We start from the raw sequence: 24,246 nt of genomic DNA, 5'->3' as shown, positions 1-24,246 counted from the left end.
TTAGCTCAACTTCAAGTACAAACCGTTAAAAACTAGGGAGGTAAACTCTGGGTGAAAGGGAACTGAACAAGGTTCAGCGCGATCTTTCCAACTGTCGATTAATTTATAGCCCAACCCACAGATAGACTCGATGAATTCATCCCGATTCATGACATTGACGGGATAAAATACCAGCCCTCCATTTTGCAATGTGACAAACGACTTTCCTTCACACAGCGGTAATCGACTCAGCAGTAAATGGTTGGGTTTGCGGTTAAGCTTTGACAGTAATTGTGCGAAGTTTGGTCCCAGGTATTGAATTGAGCCTGATGCCATCAGGATATTGGCTTTTTCTGCCTCTTCAAACTGACTGGTGAAGACAATTTCTGTCCTTTTTTCTTGAGCGGCTATTTCTTCTCCTGCTTTAATAATTTCTGGTAATTCGCAAACAATCCATTTAAAATTTTGGGGATATTTAATATATTTCTCATACCCATAAAAATGGTTGCCCATATTTCCACCAAAGTCAAAGACTGTAGAGCCTTCTTGCAGCAGATCCTTGAGCCAAAACAGGATTGGATAGTCGTAGGAACCAATTGCTTTATAAAAGTTGCTTTGATACTCTTTGGCTAAATCGGCGTGGTTGTAGCCTATCTTGCGGTTTTTTGGTGCTGATGCGATCGCTTGTTCGGTCGTGGCAAAAATGCCCCGATAGCTGCCATAAGCTCCTGGAAAGCGGAGATACCAGTAGAGCGATCGCATCAACTGAGTCGGTTCCATTACTCCTCCTACTTTAAAATTTCCTTCAATGCAGATGCGACAAGCTCAATCTGCGTCGTTGTGAGTGCCATTCCACTGGGTACGTAAAACCCTCGCCGCGCTAGACGTTCTGCCACCGGATACGACTCGCCTTCAAACAAGCCCATTTTTTTGAATACGGGTTGTTCGTGCATTCCCCAGAAAAATGGCCGGGTACCAATTTGGTGCTGTCCCAAACGCTTCATTGCGTAAGCTGCATCGAAAGGTACTTCCTCGTTCAAAACTACACCGTAAACCCAATAAATATTATCTGAGTAAGCAGTAGCAGCTAGGGGGAGTTCCAATCCCGGAACATCGGATAATAACTGAGTATAGTACTGCCCCATGCGGCGCTTGCGGGCGACAAACTCATCGAGCCTTTCTAGCTGAGCTAAACCTAACGCTGCTTGCAGGTTTGTCATCCTCAAGTTCCAGCCCAACTCTTCGTGGACAAATCGCTGTTGCGGCTGAAAACAAAGGTTACGGAGAGAGCGACAACGAGCTGCTAGACGATCGTCATTGGTGACAATCATGCCTCCTTCGCCCGTAGTGATGTGCTTGTTGGGGTAGAAGCTGAAAGTACTCAGGTCGCCAAAGCTGCCGCAGGGTTTACCCTTATAGGTTTGTCCGTGCATTTCAGCAGCATCTTCTATGATCGACAACCCGTGCTGCTGGGCAAGTTGGAGGATGGGGTCTACATCAACGGTTAATCCATATATATGGACGATCAGAATCGCTTTTGTGCGCGGAGTTATTTTTTCAGCGATTGCCGACACGTCCATGTTCCACGTGCGCGGATCTGAGTCCACCACAACAGGTTTCGCTCCTGCTCTTACTACAGCTGCTGCACAGGAAATAATCGTAAAAGTCGGGAGAATTACCTCATCTCCCGGCCCAATTTCCAACGCAGCAATCGCCGCATCCAAAGCAGCCGAACCATTTGTGACAGCAATACCGTGCTTGCGGTTAACCCGTGCCGCCAATTCTTCCTCAAACTTTTGCACAAACGGACCTTCTGAAGAAATCCAGCCCGTATCAATGCATTCGTTGAGGTATTGCTTTTCTTTGCCATCCAAAATTGGCTGATTAACCGGAATGAAATCTGCCATAAAAAAGTTGCGTTCTATGTTTTTGGATCAATCGTGGATCAATCGGCTAGCCTTGCCAATTTTATACTATGCAGGAGCTAACCGCGCGTGATGGCGTTGAGATATATTTCTCACCTCTCTGGTGAGCAAAAAACCGCGTCTTATCATGGTCTCCAACATAAGGACCCTGTTTAATTTCAATCATTTCCACCTCTTCAATCACCTCGAAGCCATGCCCACCTTGAATCAGCAAGATTGTATCCCCTGCATAAAGAATGTGGCTTTCCAGGTATTGTTGCTGTTCGGTATAAAAGTCTACTCGCAGCTTACCCTGTTTAATTAGAATAACTTCTTGAGTATGGTATACTTCTCGAGGCACGGGATTATGAACGTGAGGTTGAATCACTTTTCCCTTACTATGCCGCATGTAAGCAACTTGTTGCGATAAGTTACTTGGTGTAAAAAAGTGAATCCCTGGTTCTCTGAAATTGGCAGATATGATGATTCCCAGAACACTCCCGTCATGAGTGACTTTTTGAATTAGTTGCCGCTCTAATACACTTGACATAATGCCTCTTTTTTTTCTTTCTTTCTCTATTATATCTGACTGCTAAATTTTGTCAAACCTGCTGTTAAATTTACATTTTTATACATCTATGTATTTTCAACTACTTTTTTTAAAAAAATTACTACCATTAAAAGTACTTACGCACGACGATCATAGAAACCGGGTTTCTACGTATATCTCTAGTTGCCAAACCAACGATTTTTCAGATAAACTTTGGTGTTTGCGTAAGTCGCGATTAATATATTGATAGCGGTTTTCAATATTCAGTGAGCTAAAGCATTTGCAAGAGTGGGGAAGAGATGGAAGAATTCTTTTTTATCTTCCTTGTCTTTCCGAGATCCCCGCTCTCCCTCATCTGAGCGTAAACCGCTATTTTATTCCATCAAACTTTTTGTAGTATATACATTCTTCGGTTAAATCAATGTTAAGGTTGGGTTATGGTTTGTCCAGAACCTTGAGGTAGCTGCTGCAACAATAAGAGGAGTAATATCATGTGCGTTTGATTACCCATAGTTAGGACTGACGCGGTGACAAGGGAGAGCGGTGACGCTCTGAGTTTTAATTAAGGGTGAAAAGCCTGACATGATTTAACATCTATTGTCCTTCCAGATAATTTACCGAAAATTTAAGCCTAAATTTGCCGTAAATGCTGGTATTACTGCTGAGATGGGGAGCGATCGCTTGCGATCGCGTGCTGAGGATCGAGTCTACTCAGTTATAATTTCATTGGACTTGCCCCGGACAAACCAAGGTTTTCCTTTTACTCTTTTATCGTTTCAACGGGTGCTGCCTAAAGCTTTAACCCTCCACGAGCATCACCTTTATAACTCTCCGGTTATTGCATCAGGGAATATTGTCTTCCAACCATATAAGCACAAGTTGAACCCAGCATTCTCATCTCTGTCTCTAGAATAACCACATGAGCATGTATAAATGCTTGCCAGACAATGGCATTTTATGCTTAGCCTGACAGACAGGACATAATTGAGACGAAGGATAAAATCGATCGACTTGTATTAACCTGCTCTTCAATTTTTGGGTTTTATATTTGAACTGTCGTTCAATTTACCCAAAGGCACAATCTGCCACGGCACTAGCCAATTTATGGTTTTGTAACATGCCACAAAGATTGAGATTTTCAATGACTACCACGGCGTGATTCTTGCATAGGTCAGTAGTCAAAGAGTTAGTGGTGTTTCAACCGTAAAAGAGTCTTTTGACTTACCTTTCTTTTTGAAAGTAGGTAGGGCTGCAATCTGAGCAAAAAAACGTTTGTATGCTGCTTTTAGCTGCTCAAATGCATAAACGTAAACCTTAGATGATATTTGATTCATCCAAGCATATTCTGGCTTAACGTGGTTTGTGTAAAACTTACGAGCATCATTGCAGCTATGTTTCACACCAGACTGATAAAAATCTTCAATTGTCGCAATTGCCCAGTTATAAACCCAATGGCTGTAACCAGCATGTTGAGGCAATAACTGCGATTGAACAAGAGTTACTTTCACTTTGGTTTTGAAACCTAATTGCATCCAGCTGGAGCCAAATTGACCAAGACATCGGCAAATTATAACATAGATGGGAAGTTGTCTATTGTCCAAGTAAGTCCTGCGATTCGATTATTTAGTCATGCACCCGATCGCGATCGGGCAGCGTTGCCGCTTTTGTATCGCCTACCCCTAAGAATCTTCCTTCACCCGTCGAATGGGCAAATTGGCAATTAATGCCGTAGCGCGTTCTTGGCTTTCAATGGAAAACTCTAACCCCTCGCCGTCGAGTTCGACGTAACGAGAAACAACTTCCAAGATTTCCTGTCGCATTGACTCCATCGCCTCCGGGGAAAGTCCCGTGCGATCGTGGGCGATCACAAGTTTGAGGCGACGCTTGACATCCTCGCGGCTGTTTTTAGCGCCTGTCCAAGGAAAAAGCCGTTCTAGCAGTTGGTTAATCATGGTTGTTCGCTATGGCCAAAATTACGACTAATTCTGAAACAGGCGACGGAGGCGGGTCAAGAAGCCGTCGGGGGGTAGTTCCAGGTCAAGGAATTCGACTTTTTCGCCTGCCAAACGGCGAGCGATGTTATGATAAGCGTTTCCTGGTAAAGAAAGCTCGGTTGCCAGTGATAGAGGTTCGCCACGGTTGCTAGAGACGATAATGCGCTCGTCATCGGGGACAATGCCGATGAGGGGAATTGCCAAAATTTCCTGAACGTCTTGCACCGACATCATTTCATTGGCTTGCACCATTTTGGGGCGGATGCGGTTGACGATCAAGTGCATCCGCTTGACGCTGTGGGTTTCCAACATGCCAATCACTCTGTCGGCGTCGCGGACGGCGGCAATTTCGGGGGTGGTGACGATCAAAGCTTCTTGTGCGCCGGCGATCGCATTGCGAAAACCCATCTCAATTCCGGCAGGAGAGTCGATTAAAACGTATTCATAGGATTTTGCCAACTCGCCGACCAAGTTTTTCATCTGGTCGGGATTAACTGCTTCCTTGGTGCGAGTTTGCGCTGCTGGTAACAGTGCCAGTCGGGGTTGTCGTTTATCTTTTACCAAAGCTTGGTCTAGCTTGCACTCGCCGGTAATTACTTCGACTGCGGTGTAGACGATGCGGTTTTCCAACCCCAGAAGTAAGTCTAAATTTCTCAGACCAAAATCGGCATCTACAACAACGACGTTACGACCTTGTTGAGCAAGCGCCATGCCAATATTGGCGGTACAGGTGGTCTTACCCACTCCTCCTTTGCCAGATGCGATGACAATAATACGACCCATAGCGGATTTTGGATTTGGTAATTGCTAATGGCTAATTGCTAATTGCTAATTTTCACCTGCCCACCTGGCAATTATTGCGGTCTGGTAAAACCTGCTGCTTTGGCGATGCGAATGCCCGTTGGGGTTACGTAAGCGACTTCTGGGAAAAATTGGGCGGGTGGTTTTTCCGGTGCCCTCGCCAGGTAATCTGCAATTCGCAGTTGAGTCGGTTCCATTTGCAGCGCCATAATTAAACACCCGGTATTGCCTTTAGCACCGGCGTGGGCGACGCCCCGCAGCCTGCCCCAGACTAGAATATCGCCATCGGCGACGACCATACTGCCGGGGTTGAGGTCGCCCAAGATGACTACGGTGCCGGGATGGCGAATTTCCATGCCAGAGCGGAGGGTAGTTTCTAAGTATAGCGGTTCTGCCATTGCCTGTCCGGGGGTGGCGATCGGTTGATTGAGGGATGCGATCGCTGAGTGTTGTTCGACGCAGTACCCCGCAGTGGCGGCGGCAACGGCAGTTTGGCGGCGACTGGTATGAACTTTTGCCAGAGTCAGTTGGTATTCGCCCAAGGCGTCGGCAACTTCTTGCAATTGCCGTCCATCCAACAAGCGATTTTGCGCCATTAGATCCACAGGGGTGTTCGGTTGCCAAAAACGATCGCCACCGCCGAGACGCTGTTTGAGTTGTTGCCAAATTTCTGACCAAGCGATCGCAGCATCTTTTGGATCGGTGTCCGGTGGGAATATCAACACCAAGCGTCCTTCCTCGCTTTTAAGCTGGACAGAGAGGCGTTGGTCTACTTCCTGGGGGCTAGTGGTAACTGTCTCCACCCTTGATGGAACTGAAGAATCAACAGTCATGGGACGATCTGCCTCTGCGGCTACTGACAAATTAACTATATTACGAGCCAGTCCAATTTTAAGCTTACTCCCGGCCCAAGCACGGGAGCTTTCGCCACCATCTTCACTGCGGTCGTTTTCACTAGCCCTGCAATACACCTCTAGTCTCTAATTGGGGAGCATTTAAGATGTACCACGAGCCTCCAGGCTGGCTTACATTCTGGGTTGCCACCAGGAGCTTGCGTATGCTTGGACTCCAGATGTTTTTTCTACAACCGGGATACCCCGGACAGCCCCATTTGCTCTAGAAAGCGCGTCTACTCGCTAGTCCACTAACCTACTGGGAAAAACTTGCGTTGATAAAAGCCGTCCTAGAAGGACGGGGCAAAAGACCCAATTTTTCGGTGAAGAAACCTCTATCAGTCAGAAACCATGTTTCTCAATGCGGGACTGTCCTTTAAACGAACCGCCAAGACGCCAAGGACGCCAAGAACAAGAGCAGATTTGTATGTGGTTATGGTTCAAGCTTGTACAACCGATATTTAAGCACTTGATCGAAATCTCTAGTCTCTAATTTTTCTGCTTCTGGAAACAGCTCTTTAACTTGGCTTACTAATCGATAATTTTTTATCATATCTTTTAATCCCGCGCGGAGTTCAATCGGCCCTGGTTGCCCAGCAAAGTCATAAAAAGACGGTGGATTTTTCGATTCCTTTTCAATTGCTGGAGCTAGAGGTGTTTCTATTATCCACTCAGGTGGGTTTGCTTTTAACGCAGCAACTGCTTTGCGCGCATCATTTAGTGTCACGGCATCGGCATATGCTACATCGTTCCTTGTCGGATTTTTGCAGTCTAGTAAAGTATATAATATGGGGGCGGAACCGTATATAAAGCAAGAGTCACCTGGCTTAATATATTGACGCAGCATCGAGAAAGCCTTCGCTTTTTCCTGATGTACTGTAATAAATTTTGTCATCGGGTGGTTCAGGCTATAGTTATTTTTGTAAAACCCGACATAAATCCCTTCTTGTCCAAGAGAATGACTAATAACCTGACTATAAAATACACCGATTGCTACTAATAAAAATGCCGTTGATAGTCTTTTTTTCCAGGCATTAGGAATTTGATTAGACGCGATCGCTACTAGCATGACTAGCGCAATCAACATCCTTGTGCTGACATAGCTGCGCCCCACCCACGACATTTGCATCGACCAAACTGTTCCCAAGGTAAACGCTACCAAAATTGAAAATATTGGTGCTGATAAGCCTAAAAAAGCTTCGGTTTTTGTTGGCCACAAACAACCCATTAACAAAGCTATACTCAAAGAAATTCTCGGAATATCATAAATAAATATTTCCGAAATAATTTGACCTATACTATGATTTCCAGTTGAACCAAACCGAGCAATTTCTTGGATAGCTATCCCCAGGATTGCTAAAACAGGAATTAAAACGCCAATTTTATGGTTGAAGGCTTGCTGTTTTGGCGAATTTGAAGCTGATTTAATTAAAATAAAAATTCCTCCGATTATCAACAATGGAATAACATTGTATAAGATATTTTTTATGATGGCGTTGGTGACAGAAGAACCAAAGAATGCCCCTCCTGATAAAGCATCTAACGCTCCAGAGAAGGCACTAAAATTCTTTTTTTCGCCTGCGGCGATAAATAGTTCATAAATCGCTGCTGACATGGCTTTATTGAGCAGAAGAAAGGAAGCGATCGCTACCAAGCTTACACACACACCTGCGATTAAGGGAAGGGTAACTTTTTGAATATATGCTTTCCCATATTTGAGAGAATGACACAGAATAACCACTGAGGTAACTAATATGCAAAGTATGCCATTACTTTGGCGCAATCCTACAGTTAAACCTAGATAAATTCCCGCTAGCAAAATGTATAAGTATGCATTTTGTGATTCTAGGTTTTTGCAGCCTATAACTATAAATAGTCCGGCAATTGTTAAAAACAGATTGACCCAATACTCATGTCCTGAACTAATCAATTCGGGAGCGAGCAGGGAGAATCCGATACAAATGTTAATAGATATAAATCTAGAGGTGAATTGTCTAAGTGTAAAATATAAAGCCAGTAAGGTAAATAGTTTTACTAACAATCCAACTACTAGACTTGAAAAGTAATACTGTCCGAGCAATTTTTGAAAAAAAGCATTGACGAAAATGGCGATAAAGCCAGTTTGATAAGAAAAATCTCGATAGGGGAAGTCGCCATTTAGGATGCGATTTCCGAAGTGAAATATTTGACCATAATCTGACCAGTTTAATCCTCTATTTGCTCCATAAAGACTCGAAATAATTATGGCGACGGATAAAACTAATAATGTGGGAAATTCCCTGTTGCTTGTCGCCAAAATATTTTCAAAAAAAGTGGAAACTTTTGTAGGCTTTAGCAAATTCATAAATATCCCTCAATCCTTCCGCTTGAGTTGTTACCTTTTCTAGTTTGCCAAAGTTACCGTGGAAGTGCAGTAAATTTGGGTACTTTTACAAAATCGCGCCTAATGGTTTCAGGGTGGCGTTCTGTGCCTCGGTCAACCCCGTGCCCCCTTTGATATTAATACCTTCGTACAAAAGAAACCGGGTTTCTGGGAAAAATTGTTGGTTTGCTGACATCTTGCACCTGGGATCGCCCGCACCCTTAAGGGTGGGGCTATACAACCATAGCCGTAGCTTAGCAGGCTGGAAAATGGTTAGTCCTTGTCTTGCGGTGTCGGCATCTGGTGCAAGATGTAAGTTTGGCAACTAGAGATCGAGGCAGAAACAAAGGTGATAGGATGGTCGTTGCTATCTGGTGCGATCGCCTTCATCGGGCGATCGCATTCACATTACCGAGTTAGTCGCCGATAAATTGTCGCCAACGCATCCGCATCTCCCACATTTCCCGGAAACAAAACTACGGGCAAATTCGGAAACAAAGGATGGTCAACAGGGGTACGTACCATAGAACATCCGGCTAAAATTTGTCCCAGCAATCGCGCCGCAGTTAAAGCCAAACCCGTACTCAAAACATCATTAGAAGTAATTCCCCCTTTACTAATCAAAAACCCAATATCGGCGGGTAAACCGCGCACCACATCCATTAACAAAGCCGAAACCGCAGCCCCAAATGCCAGACGAGTTTCTACGTCGTTAAATGTAAGTTCCTGACGACTTGTATATACTACCGGCGTTTTTCCCGCATTATGAGCATCTCGAACTTGTTGGAGAATTTGATGCAAAAGTTGGTCGCGTTGTGCTGGAGAATCATCTAGCAAGTGAGATACATCAATTTCAACACCAACGATACCGGATTCTTGCAGCAAGCGTCCCAATTGTTCGGTCGTCTTTTTGACGTGTGAACCGACAATAACCGCACCCGGTTTTCCCTGGCGCACGTACTGCGCCATATCGTCTGCGGCGACAGGTTGAGGGCCTAAATTCGCCAGGGAAGTTAAAATGCTGGCAGCACTGCGGAATAGAAAGCGCTTTCCTTGACTCGCTGCGGTGAGAATATCGGCGGCAAATTGGTTTAAATCTGCTTGAGTTTCTCCATCTACGACGCCACAAGTATTGTTAGTTAATTGCATCAGTCGTTCCAAACTTCCGGCGCGAATATCTGCGAGTAAAAATCGCTCTACAGCATCGGCTTTAATCTTACCTTGGGTTTTTTCTTCTACATAATCGGGTAAGTAACTGTGACGATATCCGAAAACCGAATCGCGGGCAAATTCGGTTTCGTGTACGGGCGTTTCGACACCGTTAACTATGAGATAATGCACGCTATCCTTGGTGAGACGTCCGCCCTCGAAAAATGCCGGAACGAGAAAATGGGCATCAAATGGGCCAAGTTCTTGGGCGATAACGTCGGTTTCAATCGGATAATGTCCCCGCAGGGTGGAATCGGAACGACTGACAATCAGGATCCCCCCCGTAGCCCCCCCTTGCCAAGGGGGGGTTGGGGGAGATCCTGCCCCCCCTTGCCAAGGGGGGGTTGGGGGGGATACTGCCCCCCCTTGCCAAGGGGGGGTTGGGGGGGATACTGCCCCGCCTTGAGAAGGGGGGGTTGGGGGGGATACTGCCCCGCCTTGAGAAGGGGGGGTTGGGGGGGATCCTGCGATCGCCTGTTTTAAGTTCTGGCATACTTCTTTGGTAACGGCGGTAGCTTGTTCTGGAGTTAGCGCCCTCGTATTGGTCAGCACGAAGAAAATGGGCGATTCATCAACCAACCCCAAACGCAACGTTTCCACATCCCAGCGCGTTAGCAGCAAGCAGCTGTGAACGGTTTGCGATCCGGTGGGGTCGTCATCTAATACAATAATTTTGGGTTTGGTTGCCATCTTCTTGTAAGTTCGTAGTGAGGACTTCAGTCCTCATTGTCTCAGGATAATTGCAAATTTCAGATTTCAGATTTCAGATTTCAGATTTGCTAATGGCTAAAGGCTAATGGTAGATCTGGAAAATATTCCCATGAGCAATGAGCAATGAGCAATGAGCAATTACCAATTACCAATTACCCAATTCTTTTCTGTTGCAATTTCCTCATTTCTGCTTGAACGTCTACTGCTATCTGCAATGCATCGTTGAGTAGCCGTCCGTACTCGCTGGCTTGGTCGCTGCTAGTTTGCATTGCTTGCAAGGTTCTCAAATTATTGGCAAATAGTTCTGGATTGGTAGATATTACTTGCTTGTTTTCTCTTAAAATTCTTTCGGTTTTCAACGCGCGAACTAGATCGTCTCTGGTGAGTTGCAATCCTGCAATAACTTTTGCGCGATCGCTTAAACTTGTCCCTGCTGTTCCCGCTGCTTCCAACTGGTCGTTTATATGGATAGCGTTGATAACTGCATGATATTTATCGACTTCATCCAGCAGGCTGACGAGCAACTTAGAACGGTTTTTTTGACTCAAAAACCACCGACCCGTCGCCACTATAATTGGGACTATAATTAGCAATGCGATCGCAGTGGGAATAGATGACCCCAGAATAGGAAAGATAACAAATGTGTAAATTACCCCGACGATAATGGGGGTGAGTGCCAAACCTATTAGTATTTCATTTAAGAACAAACTCCAGCGCTTTTGGGCATTTCGCAAAATCGAGGTTCTGAAAACATCATCTGGATCGACTCCAATCAGACGTTTTAGTTCTCCCTTGGTAATTTCTAACCCGACTAAATCTGGTTGCATGGAATGCCAATTCTCCTCTTTCATAACTGCCGATTTTGCAATTGTCTCATTTCGTCTTGGATGCTCATGCCAATTTCAAACGCTTCATTTAAAAGCCGCCCGTACTCGCTGGCTTTTTCGCCTACTTGCAAGGCTGCTAACGCGGTTAAATTATTAGCAAATAGTTCGGGATTCAGTTTGATAAAATGCTCGTTTTCCCTTAAAATCCTCTCAGTCTTTAAAGCGCGGATTAAATCTTCCCGCGTTAGTTTAAGGGCTTGAATCACCCGCGATCTTTGCTGTAATCGGACTCCGGGGTTTCCGGCGGCTTCGATTTGGTCATTAATATCGATACTTTGAATCACGGCGTTATAGCGTTCTACATCTTCTATAATACTGATAAAATGACGGTGTTTTTGACTTAAATATATCTTTATGGCATCCTCAATAACTAACCAAGCTGCTAGCAGCAAATGCACTATAATTAAAAGTATACGATGGGTAGGAAAAACTTGAACTAGAAAAATACAGCTGACCGAAAGTATCCCGATGAGGCCAACTGTTTTGAGAATTTCCGCTAAAAACTTACGCGGTGAAGCGGGTTTGAACACAGCATTTACACTCACACCACTTAAGCGTTTGAGTTCTCCTTTAGTAATTTCTAAACCTTGTAAATCCTTTTGCATAGTGGCGCGTTCTCTCTATCATATGATGTGCGGCTTTTCACCCATAGTATAAATCGAGGTGCATTATTGGTGATATCATATCCGGTCCTATGACCTTAATAAGTTCGTAGTCAGGACTTTAGTCCTTATCCGTCATCCTAGTAAGGACTGAAGTCCTGACTACAAACAATTTTTATTACGGGCAATTGACCGGACTTCATATCACCAACTGTTTTTGACCGCACTCTAGGGTCTTGCTTGCAAGTCCCCCATCCTCTGCATTCTAGCCTGCTGACGCCAAAAGCGCCGCCGATGGCGTCTTACTAGGAGAGGGACTTGAAGGGACTTGCAAGCACAGCCCCGATCTAGAACAAATGTACTGCTAAGACCTAGTGGAACGCTGATGGAGATTCAGGAAGAATTGAAGTTTTGATCGTAGCCAGCTTTTCGGAGCAATCCAGCGTCAAAATTGCCAATCGATATCGCCACCTAAAAGTCTCAGGACTTACCCACGACGAGAAAAGAAACAAAGGTGAGACCGTCGATCTCTTCCAAACCAAGGATTTTTCGTAGAAACCGGGAATATGAGCGTAAGTTCTGAGTCTTTTAAACTCCTACCTGACGGAAGCGGGGTTCTACCCTGGGAAGTTTGACCCGTTCAGTTGCTAACTCAGCGTGTTGCTGCATTGTTACTATCGTAAATTGCTCGGATAGCAGGCCAACTAACTTACTGAGCAAGGCTAATTTTTTGTAACCGGGAAGGTTCATTGCTGGGAAAAAAGATAGCTCTGGAATGTCATCGCCGCCGAGAAAATCGAGCGGGTGCAATAGCAAGGAAGGTTGCGTTCCCGTTAAGCGGCAGAGTTTCAAAGCGATATGGAAATAAAGCCGCGCCAGGGGGGCAGAAAATACGCTTAAATAAAGCAAATAGCTGAAATGAATCGGCACTTTAAAAATCGGCAGCGTCGTTACTGGAATTTCTATGAGTCCGCCAGTATTTAACTGCCACTGGTAGGGTTTGAGGGGTCGAAATCCTTCATCGAACGTGCCAAAAAGAACTTTCCGCTGTTCCATTTCTTCCTGGCTCAATTTACTGGTCATAAAGTAGTAAGCTCTTGCCAGTGGGCCGAGGAAAGTGGGAAAGGTGGAAGCCTCGTACTGATAGCCGCGTCGTGCTAAAACTTGCAATGTGCTGCGGGAAATGCTGAATCCTGGGCCGCGAAAGCCAATGGGTTTTTTGCCAGTGGCTTGTTCGATATGGTATTCTGCGCTCGCAATCTCTTTTTCTATCTCTTCTTCAGAGTAAAGGTGTAACCAAGGTTCGTGCTTAAACGAGTGATTTCCGATTTCGTGTCCCGCCTCAGCAATCGATCTGAGTGCTGCATGGTTCTTTTCTAATGCCGCATCCTGACCGACGATAAAAACGGTGATTGTTAGATTTCTTTCCCCAAGAAAGTCTATAAAACGCGGCACTACAATATCCAAGTAAGAGGGAAAAGTTTCCCAACCCGGATCTCCGTGGGTTTTCATGTAAGACCACTTGTTATCCAGATCTAGGGATAGGCTAGCAATTGGTTTCTTGTTTGCGTTCATCATCAATTGGTAATGGGTAATTGGGAATTGGTAATGGTCGTTTTTATTTTTTAAAGCCTTAGCCGGTTACCGTCAATTTTTCTGCTTCACTTGCCATAGATACTGGGGGTAAACTGGTTCTACTTTAAGCTGCTGTTTTTGTTTTAATTCATCGATTAATTTTTGAGAAATTTTGTACAAAAACACATCGCTAAAACCTTGAGTAATTTTGGCTATCTTTGGGCTAGGTAATAACTGAATTTTCACTTTTTCATCTAAAACATGGCTGAGGGGGAACATTTTCACAAAAAAAGCATCGCTGACAATTAGTGGTTTCTTGGCTTTGTTAATAATCTCAGCCACTTTATGATTATTTTTATCTTCAGCTTTCGTCCACCAAACTGGGGATTGGGAGATAGTTACGCAGGATAACACGCCTACGGAAAGTAAAGCGAGCGCGGCAATTTTCCATTGTTGATGTTTTAACGGTCGCTCGTAAGTTTTCCCCAGTTTATTTGCCAACAGGTAAGCAACTGTTAGCTGCACGAACAAACCGCTAGATACGAAATAACGAGATATCGTCGATCTGATTTGCCCTTGCATTAAATCTAATAAAATTATTACTAGCGGAGGTAGTGCGATTGATATCAAAACAAATAACCCAACATTTGGAGGGTTATTTATACATAAATAATAAATCGAATACCAGACTAATGCTAAAATAAATACTAGCAAAATACAAAATAAAATTACGGCAATTAAACCACTGGTTTCATCGATGCTAAAATCGGCAAAAAACAAGCCAAACCCGCGAATCCAACCTTTAACTAAGGTGATGGTATACGCGGTTGTTGCTGCTTCTACAGGTTGCTTTGGATATCGAGATATGGTAATTATAGCTGGGTAAAGCCAAGGGGCAAAAGCTATGAGCGATATTACCGAGGCAATTCGATAGCAAATTAGAGTTTTAGTCAATCGAAAGCGTTGGCTTAAGACTGCATAAACCCCTTGAGTGAAAAACAGTAAAGCCGAAAATAGATGAGTATACAACCCCAAGATTACAGTGACTGCATAAGCGATCCAACTGAGCTTTGTTTGTAGCCGCATTGCTCGCAGCAGCGAAGCATTAGATAGTAAAATTATTACCGTCCACAAACTATAAGGTCGCGCTTCTTGGGCGAAGAGGACGTGAAACGGTGAAACGGCTATTAAAGCGAGCGCTATCCACCCGACTGATGGGGATTTAAAGAGTTCCAGACACAGCCAATAAATGCTGGGAAAAACTAGCAAGCTAATTATGGCAGACAGACTGCGGAGCGCGGTGATGGAATTGCCGAATAACTGGAGCCAAAATCTAGCGAGCGCAAAATACAGCGGTGGCAATTCCGGTGCTGTTTCCGCAATCCGATCGACCGTATCAAAAACTGTTTTTTCAGGACTGGGATACTGATACTTGAGTAACTCTGCAACGCTAACGATCCCAGCGTTAACAATTTGATTCTCTACTTCTCGATCTGAATAACCAGAAAGATGCAGCGAGGTAAAAGCTTCATCCAGCCAGTAAGCTTTTTGGTCAAGGTTAACGAATCGACAAAATATGCCTAGCGCTAACAAAGCGATAACTAGGAATTTTAGCGCTGATGTAGATAGCCCCTGGGATATTTTCGCGTTCATAGGTTTATTTTTTGAGCTTGGGAGTTAATTCAAACACAACGGCTTGTTGGCATTCTCGAATTGCAGGAAATGTTCGACGCAAGTCAGAAATTCAGGACTTACGCGCAAGTTGCCGGTTTCTCCGAAAAATCCTTGGTTTGGTGGCGAGAGATATGCCTCCCTTCCGCTTCGCGAACGACGGTCGAAACCGGGTTTCTTTTCTCGTCTTGCGTAAGTCCTGAAATTAACCAAGGATAGAGGGGAAATTCCATTTCTACATAGGCGGGGCCATCTCCTCGCCAATCAATTCTGGGGTAGAACAAATTCATCACTTCGCGATAAAAATTTCTGGCGATGCCGCTAATATCCGTTTCCCGCCAAGATAGGAGGTTGTCTACGCCGATTGGCTGTCCTATATCTAAGGTTTTTAAAACAGCACCCAGAATGAATAGGCCAAAAAGGAGCAGCTTAATTCTGTTAGGAATGATGCCAAAAACCGAAGTAACCGGGTTTCTGGTTAACGTCAAGTTGTGACGAGGCATTTTCATTATAGCCCCCTGGTTTTTGGGTAATACCTGTCTGTTTCTGTTCGCGATATATGCACCCCACGATCGATAATTTATGGAACCATTTGATCGCCAAACAGCTTACAGTAATTTTAGATTTTAGATAGGAGATTTTAGATTGATTTTGTCTGGGATGCCCGCATCAGCAACAAATCTTAGAATTTGAAATCTGAAATCTCAAATCTAAAATCTGAAATTTCAAATCAATTAACTATTGTTTTTGATACAGCGCCCAGAAAAGATCCTCTGACGGGTAAGGGATGGATAGATCGTCGGGAATCAAATTAACTACCTTCATCGCCAGTTTTCCCAAGGTCGATCCTTTTAGCTTGTAACCAAGTAGAGATTTCCCGTGGGAAGCTTGAATCCATTTTGAGGGTCTTCCTCTGGCAATTTCGCGAAAGCCAAACTGTGTGGTGAGGTTTTGCAGTCCAGAAGGGGAGAACCAGTGGAGGACGCTAGGGGGACTGTATTCGTGCCAATTTTTACCAAAAATTCGCGCCATCAAGCTTTCTCGATTCCAAGTTTCAATCAGCCAATACCCGTTGGGTTTAGTAACTTTTTCAGCTGTCTGCAAAGCACTTTTGAGAGCGAAAAAGTGAGGAATAACTTGGATCATGGTGATGAGGTCGTAGCAATCGCTGGTTTTAAACTCTTCCAGCGTCCCCGTCTCGATGGGTAACCCCAGATGCATCCGTCCGTATTCTGCCATGCGCGGGTTCGGTTCGATGCCTCTACCCGTCCATCCGCCGTCTGTGAACCCTTGAAGGATAAAACCCGCTGCGGCGCCGACATCCAGCATCGTTCCGGGTTGCATGTAACGTGCCAAAATTTTGCTGTAGCGACGGCTATGAGATCTAAGAATTTTTGCTTCGCCTAAGTAGTTGGGATAACCCGCACCCCCCCCTTCAAAGTATTCGTCGCCGTAAACTTGTTCCCCATGGGCTAAAGTTGGGCTGAGTTCGGCGAATTGGTGAAAGCAAGTTTCGCAAACTCTGATCCAATAGCCATACTTTTTAAACAAACGGCGCGTGGGTGCATCGCAAATTGGACAGTTCATAATTGGTAATTGGTAATTGGTAATTGGTAATTGGTAATTGGTAATTGCTAATTGCTAATTGCTAATTGAGCTAGTTAGCTAAAAACTGTTCGGCTACTTTTTCGGCTAGCTGAATTGTTTCGTTGACATTCAGCGTTCCGTTGACGATATGGGCTGAATTGATAATATAAACTCCGGGTATGGAAGTTGGCATTGGCGGTAATTTTTCCGAGTAATTCACTGTTGAAATTGCCAGCACGTACCTGACTCGCGAAACTTGAAAGCAAACCAAGTCGCTGCGCTCAAACCGAGGGTACATTTGGAGCAGTGCTTGGACGAATTTTTCCTCCAACTCTTTGTCGGATAGGGAAAATGCCGGAGCGTCTGATGGTAAGTATTTGGGCAGGTAAACTAAGGCATTTCCACCCAAATATTTGCGGTCAACTAACGCTGACATTTCGATGACGCCGGTAAAGGGAACCCAGGTGTCGGTAATGTTCGTTACATAAAAGTTGGAAAGGGGTTTTTTCAACAACAGGGAAGCACAAATGATTCCTTGATATTCAATGCCTTTAAGCTGGGAAATTTCCGCTTCAGAAAGTCCGGAACAAACTTGAGCGGCGATGGGGGCGGCGGTTGTTAAAATAACGCGATCGAAGGTTTCTTGCTCTCGGTTTTGAAACTCGATGCTGACTTTACCCCTGCCGATAGGCTCAACTTTTGTGACTCGATGACCGAGTTTTATTTTGACGTGTTCTCCAGCCAAAACTTGACCAAATCGTTCCAAAACGCGGGCAGATCCACCGGGAACGTAGCCAAACATTTCTTTTTTTAATCCGGTGCGACGCGCGGCATATAGTCGGGCAATAATTGCCCAGATAAATGCGGCTGAGGCTTTTTTGTAATTGTCACCTAACTTGGCGCGCAACAGGGGGAGCCAGATTTTTTCAAAAGCGCGTTTTCCCGACCATTTTTTCAGCCAATCGGTGACGGGGATTTTTTCTAGTTTTTTCCAATCGTTGATTTTAGAACCGTAGATAATCGTGAAAGCAAACCGCAGCTTGTCGATTAATCCCAAAGGGAAAAAGCGCAAGAATTCGATAGAATTAGAGATAGAATAAAGTTGGCCATCGGCATACAAACCCGTTTTGGTTTCTACCCATTCGATTTCTCGTTCTAAACCGAGTTCGGCAAGCAGCGATCGCCAGCGGGTATCCGACAGCAACGTCACGTGGTAATGCCGATCCCACACTATATCCCCCAACTGCCAAGCACTTGCCAATCCACCCAGTTCGTTAGCTCCCTCAAATAGGGTAACGTTTTTTCCTTGTTGAGCCAGTCGATGGGCAAGGGTCATGCCCAAAATACCGCCTCCTACAATTGCCCAGTTTTCTGTTTTTGGTAACATAGTCCAAATTGAAGATTGAGATTAAATCTAAAATAAGTTCCGCTCTACTTGCGATTTAAAATGTACCAAACCCCGGCATTACTTTGGTGCGAAATGTTATAGTTAGATGCAATGAAACGGGCAATTTGGGGTTGTTTTTGTAGGAGCAAGCTAAATCTAGTTTCGACGAAAATATAAACTGGTCGCTCTGCCTGCAATTGCTCGCGTAACTGCATCCATTGATCGGGTACTAGGGGAGTCCAAAGATGGAATGCGATCGCTCTTTTACGACCTGATAATAAATAATAACGCGGATCGCCAAAAACATAGATATCTCCAGGTAACCTTTCGGGTTTTTTCAGCCATGCCACTTCCTTTAAAATCGTCGGATAATCGGGAGCTAAATGGCTTTGGTATCCTCGCTGTTGGTCTTGTTTGATCGCGAAGCCTTCCAGTACTAAGAAAAAACTCTTCCTAGCTAAAGATATTAATGCAGTTGAAAATAGAAAGATTAGACTAAACGCTGCCACGCTTCTTTTTTTACAAGGTAAATTTAAACCAGGATTTTGTCTAATTATCTGCCACAAGAACTCTAAGCCTTTACCAGCTAGAATACCGAGGGGCACAACGATTAACATGAAATAGTATTCCCAACCAAGTTTGTACTGGATCAAGATGACACCCAGTCCGGATATTAACCATAAAACAAGGTAAAGCGTCATCAAATCTCTTGGCTGTCTTTTAAATGTATAAGCCCCGATGGAGCCAAAAACTATCAGCGGCGCCAATCTAGAAATAAACCACATGACTGACTTGATGAAACGCTCGTTTGTCGAAAATGGCGATTGATTAAATATTTGGATCGGACGTTCAAAAAAATTTTGATAAAGCAGGGGCAACAAGTCGAACTGGGCGAAGTATATCCCAGCGATCGCCAATGGTAATAAAGTTCCCAAAACGACGGTTACGCCAATCGCTATCAACCTCTTAAAAAACCCTTTCACCCCCACAGCATCAATCAGCGCCATCGCCCAAAAAACCAGCAGGATGGGCAGGAAAATGAGCTTAAATAGCAGCACAATTCCCCCCATCACACCGGAGAGGAAAAGCAATCCAAACTGATATTTTTGAGCTAGGTAAGCTTTAACAGCAAAATAAAGGGCAAGAAACATCGGAAAGCCAACCAAAGCTTCCAACTGCGTCAGATGCCAAGCACCAGAAACGCCATAGTAAATACCGACTGTCAGCAGCGGGGTTAAACTGGCGATCGCGCGCTGGCTGTAATAATCTTTTAAAGTAATTATTAGCACGGCGGAAAAAGCAAGCATATAAAGCAATTCAAAGCTATGAATGCCCACCTCATGGAAGCCAAACATCGATCCGGCTAACAGGTAAAAGGCATAAATCCCAGGCTGCTTCAAGTCCCAGAAATCTCGATATAGAATCCCTCCTTGGCTCATTTTCCATGCACCGATGGTAAACAATGCCTGATCGCCTTCAAACGGGTAAGGCACGTGAATCAATCCGATCAGAACAACGGTTGCCAGAACTAGAATGTCGAGGCGGGTCAATCGCATTGAGGGCATTTTAAATTTCAGATTGCAGCTTTCAGATTAAATTAAATCTCAAATCTGCAATCTAAAATTTGCAATTCTTAAACTGGGGGCGTCAACTCAATTACCATGCGATTTTTGATCGCATACTTGAGTCCGCAAGCGGAACAGGTTATCTCGTCGAAATCCGGCGGCGTATCATCAGAAAACCTCACCAGTGGTTCTCCGCAGCGACAAACGCACCCCACGGACCTCGCCGGATGTCCAATCGCTAAATGAAAATCCGGCACGGACTTGGTAACGAGCGCACCCATGCCAATCATGGCAAAGCGTCCGATGACCAAATCGTTCCCAATTGTGCAATGAGCGCCAATCGTAGCGCCTTCTCGCACCAGCGTCGGCAAGGTATGTTCGTCCGGATCGGAAGTCCGCAACTGTTTCAAGTCGGAAGTAGTTGCTCTGGGAAAGCGATCGTTGGTGAAGACTGTTCCGGCACTAATCATCACCCCATCTTCAATTGTCACCGCCGTACAAATATAGACAAAGGCGTTAATTTTGACCCGGTTGCCAATTTTTACACCGTAGGCGATGTATGTTTTTTCGCCCACAATGCACTCTTCGCCAATATTGGTTGAATGCCGAATGTGAACGCTATCCCAAACTGACGAACCAGCCCCAATTTCTACGTCTTTTTCAACAATGGCTGTGGGATGAATGCGAACGCTCATACTTTGCTCAATTCTAACAATTGTTTCAAGCCGTTTAATCGTTGGCTGGCGTTGGTTTCTTGGGCAACCGCCATCCAATGATTTTGGTTCATTGCCGCATAAGCTGCTTCAATTACTTCTACGGAAGCCAACGCATCTTGGGAGGTAATTAACAGCGATTCTTCGCCTTGGATGGCTTTCGCGAAGTTCTCGATTTGGCTGCCAAATGCTTGGACTTTGTCGTAGCCTTTGCCGAAGACAATCCAATCCGAACTGGTAGATTGACGATATTTCGATTCTTTCCAGCCGATGGAAATCGTACCTAAAGATCCGTAAATGCGGATGTAGTAATCTAGATCTTTATTAATACTCCAAGATAGGTCGATATTGCCCGTCACTCCGCTGGTGCTTGTGACAAAAATCCGCACCGTATCTTCGACGATTAATCCTTGAATGCGCTTGCCTTCTACCACCTGCACTTCTGCCAGGGGGCCGAGAAAATAGCGCATGATATCAACCGAGTGGGTGCCGTTATCAATTAACACGCCGCCGCCGCTAACTTTGGGGTTAGAATTCCAGCGGCATGTCATATCAACCCGGGCGGTAAAGGCATTTTCAAATAAAACAATTTCTCCCAAAATTCCCGAATTGACGATATTTCTGGCTTTAATTACGTCCTCGACGTAGCGGAATTTTGAGGCCATTGTCAGCTTGACACCAGCTTTTTTCGCAGAATCAAGCATTGTTTTGGCACTTTTCGAGTCAATGCTGAAAGGTTTTTCGCAGAGTACGTGAATTTTCCGGTCGATAAAATACAGGCTGATTTCTGGATGGGTGATTGGCGGGGTGCAAATAATAACTGCATCCAGTTTTTCGCTTTCAGCCATCGCTTGGTAAGAGTCGTAGCTTTGGCATCCTAATTTGGCTGCTAAAGTTTTAGCCGCATCAAGTCGAATATCTGCGACGGCTACTAACTGGGCATTTTTGCAAGTACCAAATGCTTGCACGTAAGCTTGGGCAATACTGCCTGCACCAACCAAACCAAAATTAATTTTGGGTTCCATAGTCTTATATCCTCATTACCAAAAAGAAATTGAAGATCGTAGATTTTAGATTGCCGATTTAATTTCAATCTCGGGACTTACGCAAAGAAACCGGGTTTATATGAAAAATCTTCGATTTGGAAACCAGAGATCTACTCATAAACCCGGTTTCTAGCCTCTGAATCTGCAATCTGCAATCTGCAATCTAAAATCTAAAATTGCCCTATTCGGCAACTGCTTCGCGAATTGAGTCGGCGATATAGTCGATGTGTTCGTCGGTGTAGCGTTCGTTCCAAGGCAGGACTAAAACGCTTTCTAATCCGGCGTAGGTTCCCGTGAAGCGCTCGCGGCTATAATCCACGGCTTCGGGACGCGCTAATGTGAAGGGGAAACGCGATTTTCCAAAGGTATTTTGTTTTTGGAAAATTTCGCACATGAATGCGGGTTTTTGAATGTATCGCGGCGCGGAGAAAATGCCTTTGGTTTTCAATTTTTGCGCCATTCCGACGGGGCCGTTGGGGATAATATTACCATCCACGCTCAGACAATATTTCCAGTAAGTGTGGATATTTCGCGGGTCAACCCAAGGCGTAGTAATTCCCGCTATTCCTTGTAATTTTTCCGTCAGTTTGTTGGCGCTGGTAACGCGACTGTGTACGACGGATTCTAATTTGGATAATTGTCCTACTGCGACGGCTCCTTGTAATTCGCACATGCGATAATTCAAGGCTAAGAAATAGTGGTCTGGGTTGGGATCGCCGTATCCCCAAGCTTTGTTAATAAATAGGTACATCCGGCGTGCTAAGGCGTCGTTGTTTGTGGTAACTAATCCACCTTCGCCCGTGGTAATATGCTTGCCTTGTTGTAAGCTGAAACAACCGATGTCGCCAATGCTACCAACGTGTTGTCCGTTATGTTTGGCACCGTAAGCTTGGGCGCAGTCTTCGATAACGGGAATATTACGCGATCGCGCTAATTCCATTATCTCGGTCATGTTGCAGGGATTGCCAAACAGATGGGTGACGATGATGGCTTTGGTGCGATCGCTAATGCACGGTTCAATTGTTTCCGCCGTCACGTTCCAAGTTTTGGGATCGACATCGGCAAATACTGGAATTGCACCCTGATAAATGATTGGCGTTAGCGCCCCCATATCGGTGATTGAAGTGGTGATAATTTCATCACCTGGTTCCGGATCGATCGCTGCGATCGCTACGTGAACTGCTGCCGATCCCGACGCACAACCATAAGCGCGTTTAACCCCCACCAATTCGGCAAATAACTTTTCTAAATTTTTAACAAAATTCCCTTTCGTGCTAGTCAGAGTTCCGCTTTGTATCGCCTCAGTTATTAGGGCAATTTCTTCCGCCCCCAGCGTGCGACCAGAAGCTTCTTGATCCGAAGGCAATGTTAACAGCTTTTTTTCGCTCAAAACTGAATTGATCATTGGTTTTTCTCCTATTTTTCCTGATTCGCTCTGTAAATAGAACTACCCAAGTAAAAAATCTCTTCAAAGTAGCTCTTGCTTTGCATAGCTAGGATGCCTAGACTGATTAACTGAATCGCCAGAATCAAGGTGATTCCGCCAATTACAAACGCATGGGGAGCTTGGTAAAATGCAGCCGCAACTGCTTCAGTCAGGTAGGTAAAATTAGTGTATTTTGCCAGGATTTCATATTGCATAAAGCAATGAATCAGCACCCAAATATTAGCGTACATAGAAAGCAGGAAAAGCAGCAACCCAGGTATGAAGAAAAACATCACTGGTCTGAAAATAAATCCTAAAAAACCAACCGCCCAAATCTGTCGCAAGATTCTCATACTTGAGCGGCGTTTTGCCTTTTTCTTCTTGGCTACTTTTACTGCTTTCTGATCGGTCCAGCATAAATGCGCCGGTATCTCTTCTATTCGGGCGCGTAACATCCTGGCTTTGTAGATCACCTCCGGGTTAATATCCATACTCATCGCCCGCAAGTTTAGCGACCTCACAAACTTGCCGTCATAAACTCTTACCAAGCCGGTCAATGTCGTCAAGTCGCCGTGGGAAGTAGCGGACAAAAATCTATTAGCCCAAACGCTCAAAACTTTCCTCATCCAGGGAACGTTTGAGACTTTTCCCCCTTTCATATAAGGGGAAGCAATCACAATTTTTGCTCCTGTTTCTTTGATTTTAGTCAGAAGTCTTTCGATGTGATCGACAGAATAACTCAGGTCTATATCCACCGTTATAACATAATCGCCTCGGCTGTGATTGAAGGCTAATTTTAAAGCTTGACCCAAACCAAAGTTAACGATATGGTGCAAAACCATAACGTTCTCTCTAGTTCTAGCAAAAGCCTCAGCTTTTTCGCCAGTATCATCTTTACTCCCGTCATTAATCACCAGCATCTCCCAGCGGTATTCACCTTCCAGGGATGTCATGTAATCGCAGAGTATAGCTAAATTTTTCTCAACAATCGCCGCTTCGTTGTAAGCAGGAACAATTAATGAAACCAGCGGTCTATACTTTTGTTCTTGGGTCGGATCGTTGAGCTTAAACGATTGGGTGACTTCTGCAATCTTAGAGTCAGTTATAAACTTATGGTTAGTTTCTTCTATCATCTTTACGACAATCGCTTTTGTGGTAATTGTTAAAATTGTTTGTAGAAGCCATGGTTAAATTCACATTTAGCTTAAACAAGTCAAACAAACATTCCTCATAGAGCTTTTTCAGGTTTTCTTGGGTTTGAGAAACCTGTTTATTCTGGAGCTAGGATAGTTACTCTTTGAGTATCTTCCATAACACCATAACTCTAACTGCGTAAATTTTCGCTTTTTTAATAACTTTTGCTATAAATTTTAGGTAAAAATTA

The 24,246-nt window shown here is 44.5% G+C and carries 24 protein-coding genes; 1 reads left to right on the top strand and 23 read right to left on the bottom strand.

The genetic code is table 11. From position 1 onward, the window contains the following. The 3 genes from MiSe_RS02620 to MiSe_RS02610 all read right to left on the bottom strand — a co-directional run bounded on the left by MiSe_RS02620 (position 1) and on the right by MiSe_RS02610 (position 2,433). Complete coding sequence (locus tag MiSe_RS02620; RefSeq protein WP_226574240.1) at positions 1-759, bottom strand: methyltransferase, TIGR04325 family; 759 nt, start codon at positions 757-759, stop codon at positions 1-3. Between the two features lie 8 nt (positions 760-767). After that, the gene (locus tag MiSe_RS02615; RefSeq protein WP_226574237.1) at positions 768-1,886 is read right to left on the bottom strand and encodes a DegT/DnrJ/EryC1/StrS family aminotransferase; all 1,119 of its coding nucleotides are present in this window, start codon (positions 1,884-1,886) and stop codon (positions 768-770) included. Between the two features lie 61 nt (positions 1,887-1,947). After that, positions 1,948-2,433, bottom strand: coding sequence for a hypothetical protein (locus tag MiSe_RS02610; RefSeq protein WP_226574234.1), 486 nt, complete (start codon positions 2,431-2,433; stop codon positions 1,948-1,950). 597 nt (positions 2,434-3,030) lie between these two features. Between MiSe_RS02610 and MiSe_RS02605 the strand changes: the two genes are divergently transcribed. Beyond that, positions 3,031-3,348 (top strand): hypothetical protein, encoded by a 318-nt coding sequence (locus tag MiSe_RS02605; protein ID WP_226574231.1) that lies wholly within the window; start codon positions 3,031-3,033, stop codon positions 3,346-3,348. Here the strand turns inward: MiSe_RS02605 and MiSe_RS52515 are convergent. The 20 genes from MiSe_RS52515 to MiSe_RS02510 all read right to left on the bottom strand — a co-directional run bounded on the left by MiSe_RS52515 (position 3,340) and on the right by MiSe_RS02510 (position 23,995). Then, complete coding sequence (locus tag MiSe_RS52515; protein ID WP_226574325.1) at positions 3,340-3,498, bottom strand: zinc ribbon domain-containing protein; 159 nt, start codon at positions 3,496-3,498, stop codon at positions 3,340-3,342. The two genes, MiSe_RS02605 and MiSe_RS52515, sit on opposite strands and share 9 nt — an antisense overlap. Before the next feature lie 113 nt (positions 3,499-3,611). Next, positions 3,612-3,965, bottom strand: a complete 354-nt coding sequence (locus MiSe_RS02595) for a helix-turn-helix domain-containing protein (protein ID WP_226574228.1) — start codon at positions 3,963-3,965, stop codon at positions 3,612-3,614. A gap of 147 nt (positions 3,966-4,112) precedes the next feature. Continuing rightward, positions 4,113-4,385, bottom strand: a complete 273-nt coding sequence (minE, locus tag MiSe_RS02590) for a cell division topological specificity factor MinE (RefSeq protein WP_226574225.1) — start codon at positions 4,383-4,385, stop codon at positions 4,113-4,115. A 27-nt stretch (positions 4,386-4,412) separates the two neighbouring features. After that, positions 4,413-5,210, bottom strand: a complete 798-nt coding sequence (gene minD / locus MiSe_RS02585; protein ID WP_226574222.1) for a septum site-determining protein MinD — start codon at positions 5,208-5,210, stop codon at positions 4,413-4,415. 71 nt (positions 5,211-5,281) lie between these two features. Beyond that, complete coding sequence (minC, locus tag MiSe_RS02580) at positions 5,282-6,061, bottom strand: septum site-determining protein MinC (RefSeq protein ID WP_226574322.1); 780 nt, start codon at positions 6,059-6,061, stop codon at positions 5,282-5,284. A 493-nt stretch (positions 6,062-6,554) separates the two neighbouring features. Next, a complete protein-coding gene (locus tag MiSe_RS02575) occupies positions 6,555-8,465 on the bottom strand; it encodes a hypothetical protein (protein ID WP_226574219.1) in 1,911 nt (636 codons plus the stop codon). 85 nt (positions 8,466-8,550) lie between these two features. Further along, the gene (locus MiSe_RS50745; RefSeq protein ID WP_264196283.1) at positions 8,551-8,679 is read right to left on the bottom strand and encodes a hypothetical protein; all 129 of its coding nucleotides are present in this window, start codon (positions 8,677-8,679) and stop codon (positions 8,551-8,553) included. A gap of 212 nt (positions 8,680-8,891) precedes the next feature. Then, the gene (locus MiSe_RS02570; protein WP_226574216.1) at positions 8,892-10,382 is read right to left on the bottom strand and encodes a four-carbon acid sugar kinase family protein; all 1,491 of its coding nucleotides are present in this window, start codon (positions 10,380-10,382) and stop codon (positions 8,892-8,894) included. Between the two features lie 173 nt (positions 10,383-10,555). Further along, the gene (locus tag MiSe_RS02565) at positions 10,556-11,230 is read right to left on the bottom strand and encodes a hypothetical protein (RefSeq protein WP_444980452.1); all 675 of its coding nucleotides are present in this window, start codon (positions 11,228-11,230) and stop codon (positions 10,556-10,558) included. Positions 11,231-11,250: 20 nt separating this feature from the next. Then, entirely contained in the window at positions 11,251-11,895 is a 645-nt protein-coding gene (locus MiSe_RS02560) for a hypothetical protein (RefSeq protein WP_226574210.1), read from the bottom strand. A 585-nt stretch (positions 11,896-12,480) separates the two neighbouring features. Further along, a complete protein-coding gene (locus MiSe_RS02555) occupies positions 12,481-13,470 on the bottom strand; it encodes a polysaccharide deacetylase family protein (RefSeq protein ID WP_226574197.1) in 990 nt (329 codons plus the stop codon). A 69-nt stretch (positions 13,471-13,539) separates the two neighbouring features. Next, entirely contained in the window at positions 13,540-15,120 is a 1,581-nt protein-coding gene (locus tag MiSe_RS02550; RefSeq protein WP_226574191.1) for a glycosyltransferase family 39 protein, read from the bottom strand. A gap of 98 nt (positions 15,121-15,218) precedes the next feature. Continuing rightward, positions 15,219-15,641: a hypothetical protein gene (locus MiSe_RS02545; RefSeq protein ID WP_226574188.1), complete on the bottom strand. Its 423-nt coding sequence runs from the start codon at positions 15,639-15,641 to the stop codon at positions 15,219-15,221. Between the two features lie 235 nt (positions 15,642-15,876). After that, a complete protein-coding gene (locus MiSe_RS02540; RefSeq protein WP_226574185.1) occupies positions 15,877-16,725 on the bottom strand; it encodes a class I SAM-dependent methyltransferase in 849 nt (282 codons plus the stop codon). A 70-nt stretch (positions 16,726-16,795) separates the two neighbouring features. Beyond that, on the bottom strand, positions 16,796-18,112 hold the full coding sequence (locus tag MiSe_RS02535; RefSeq protein ID WP_226574182.1) for an NAD(P)/FAD-dependent oxidoreductase: 1,317 nt from the start codon (positions 18,110-18,112) through the stop codon (positions 16,796-16,798). A gap of 44 nt (positions 18,113-18,156) precedes the next feature. After that, positions 18,157-19,677 carry an ArnT family glycosyltransferase gene (locus MiSe_RS02530; RefSeq protein ID WP_226574179.1) on the bottom strand — a complete coding sequence of 507 codons (1,521 nt, stop codon included), beginning with the start codon at positions 19,675-19,677 and terminating at the stop codon, positions 18,157-18,159. 68 nt (positions 19,678-19,745) lie between these two features. Further along, a complete protein-coding gene (locus MiSe_RS02525) occupies positions 19,746-20,372 on the bottom strand; it encodes an acyltransferase (protein WP_226574176.1) in 627 nt (208 codons plus the stop codon). Beyond that, the gene (locus tag MiSe_RS02520; RefSeq protein WP_226574174.1) at positions 20,369-21,415 is read right to left on the bottom strand and encodes a Gfo/Idh/MocA family protein; all 1,047 of its coding nucleotides are present in this window, start codon (positions 21,413-21,415) and stop codon (positions 20,369-20,371) included. Before MiSe_RS02520 ends, MiSe_RS02525 begins: the two co-directional genes overlap by 4 nt. A 202-nt stretch (positions 21,416-21,617) precedes the next feature. Next, positions 21,618-22,841 carry a DegT/DnrJ/EryC1/StrS family aminotransferase gene (locus MiSe_RS02515; protein WP_226574171.1) on the bottom strand — a complete coding sequence of 408 codons (1,224 nt, stop codon included), beginning with the start codon at positions 22,839-22,841 and terminating at the stop codon, positions 21,618-21,620. A gap of 11 nt (positions 22,842-22,852) precedes the next feature. Further along, on the bottom strand, positions 22,853-23,995 hold the full coding sequence (locus MiSe_RS02510) for a glycosyltransferase family 2 protein (protein WP_226574169.1): 1,143 nt from the start codon (positions 23,993-23,995) through the stop codon (positions 22,853-22,855). Positions 23,996-24,246: the final 251 nt, after the last annotated feature.

Origin of the sequence: Microseira wollei NIES-4236 (genome assembly GCF_020521235.1) — a bacterium.
Taxonomy (GTDB): domain Bacteria; phylum Cyanobacteriota; class Cyanobacteriia; order Cyanobacteriales; family Aerosakkonemataceae; genus Microseira; species Microseira wollei.
Note: the sequence above shows the minus strand (reverse complement) of the source record. Positions and strands in the feature narration are given on the sequence as shown.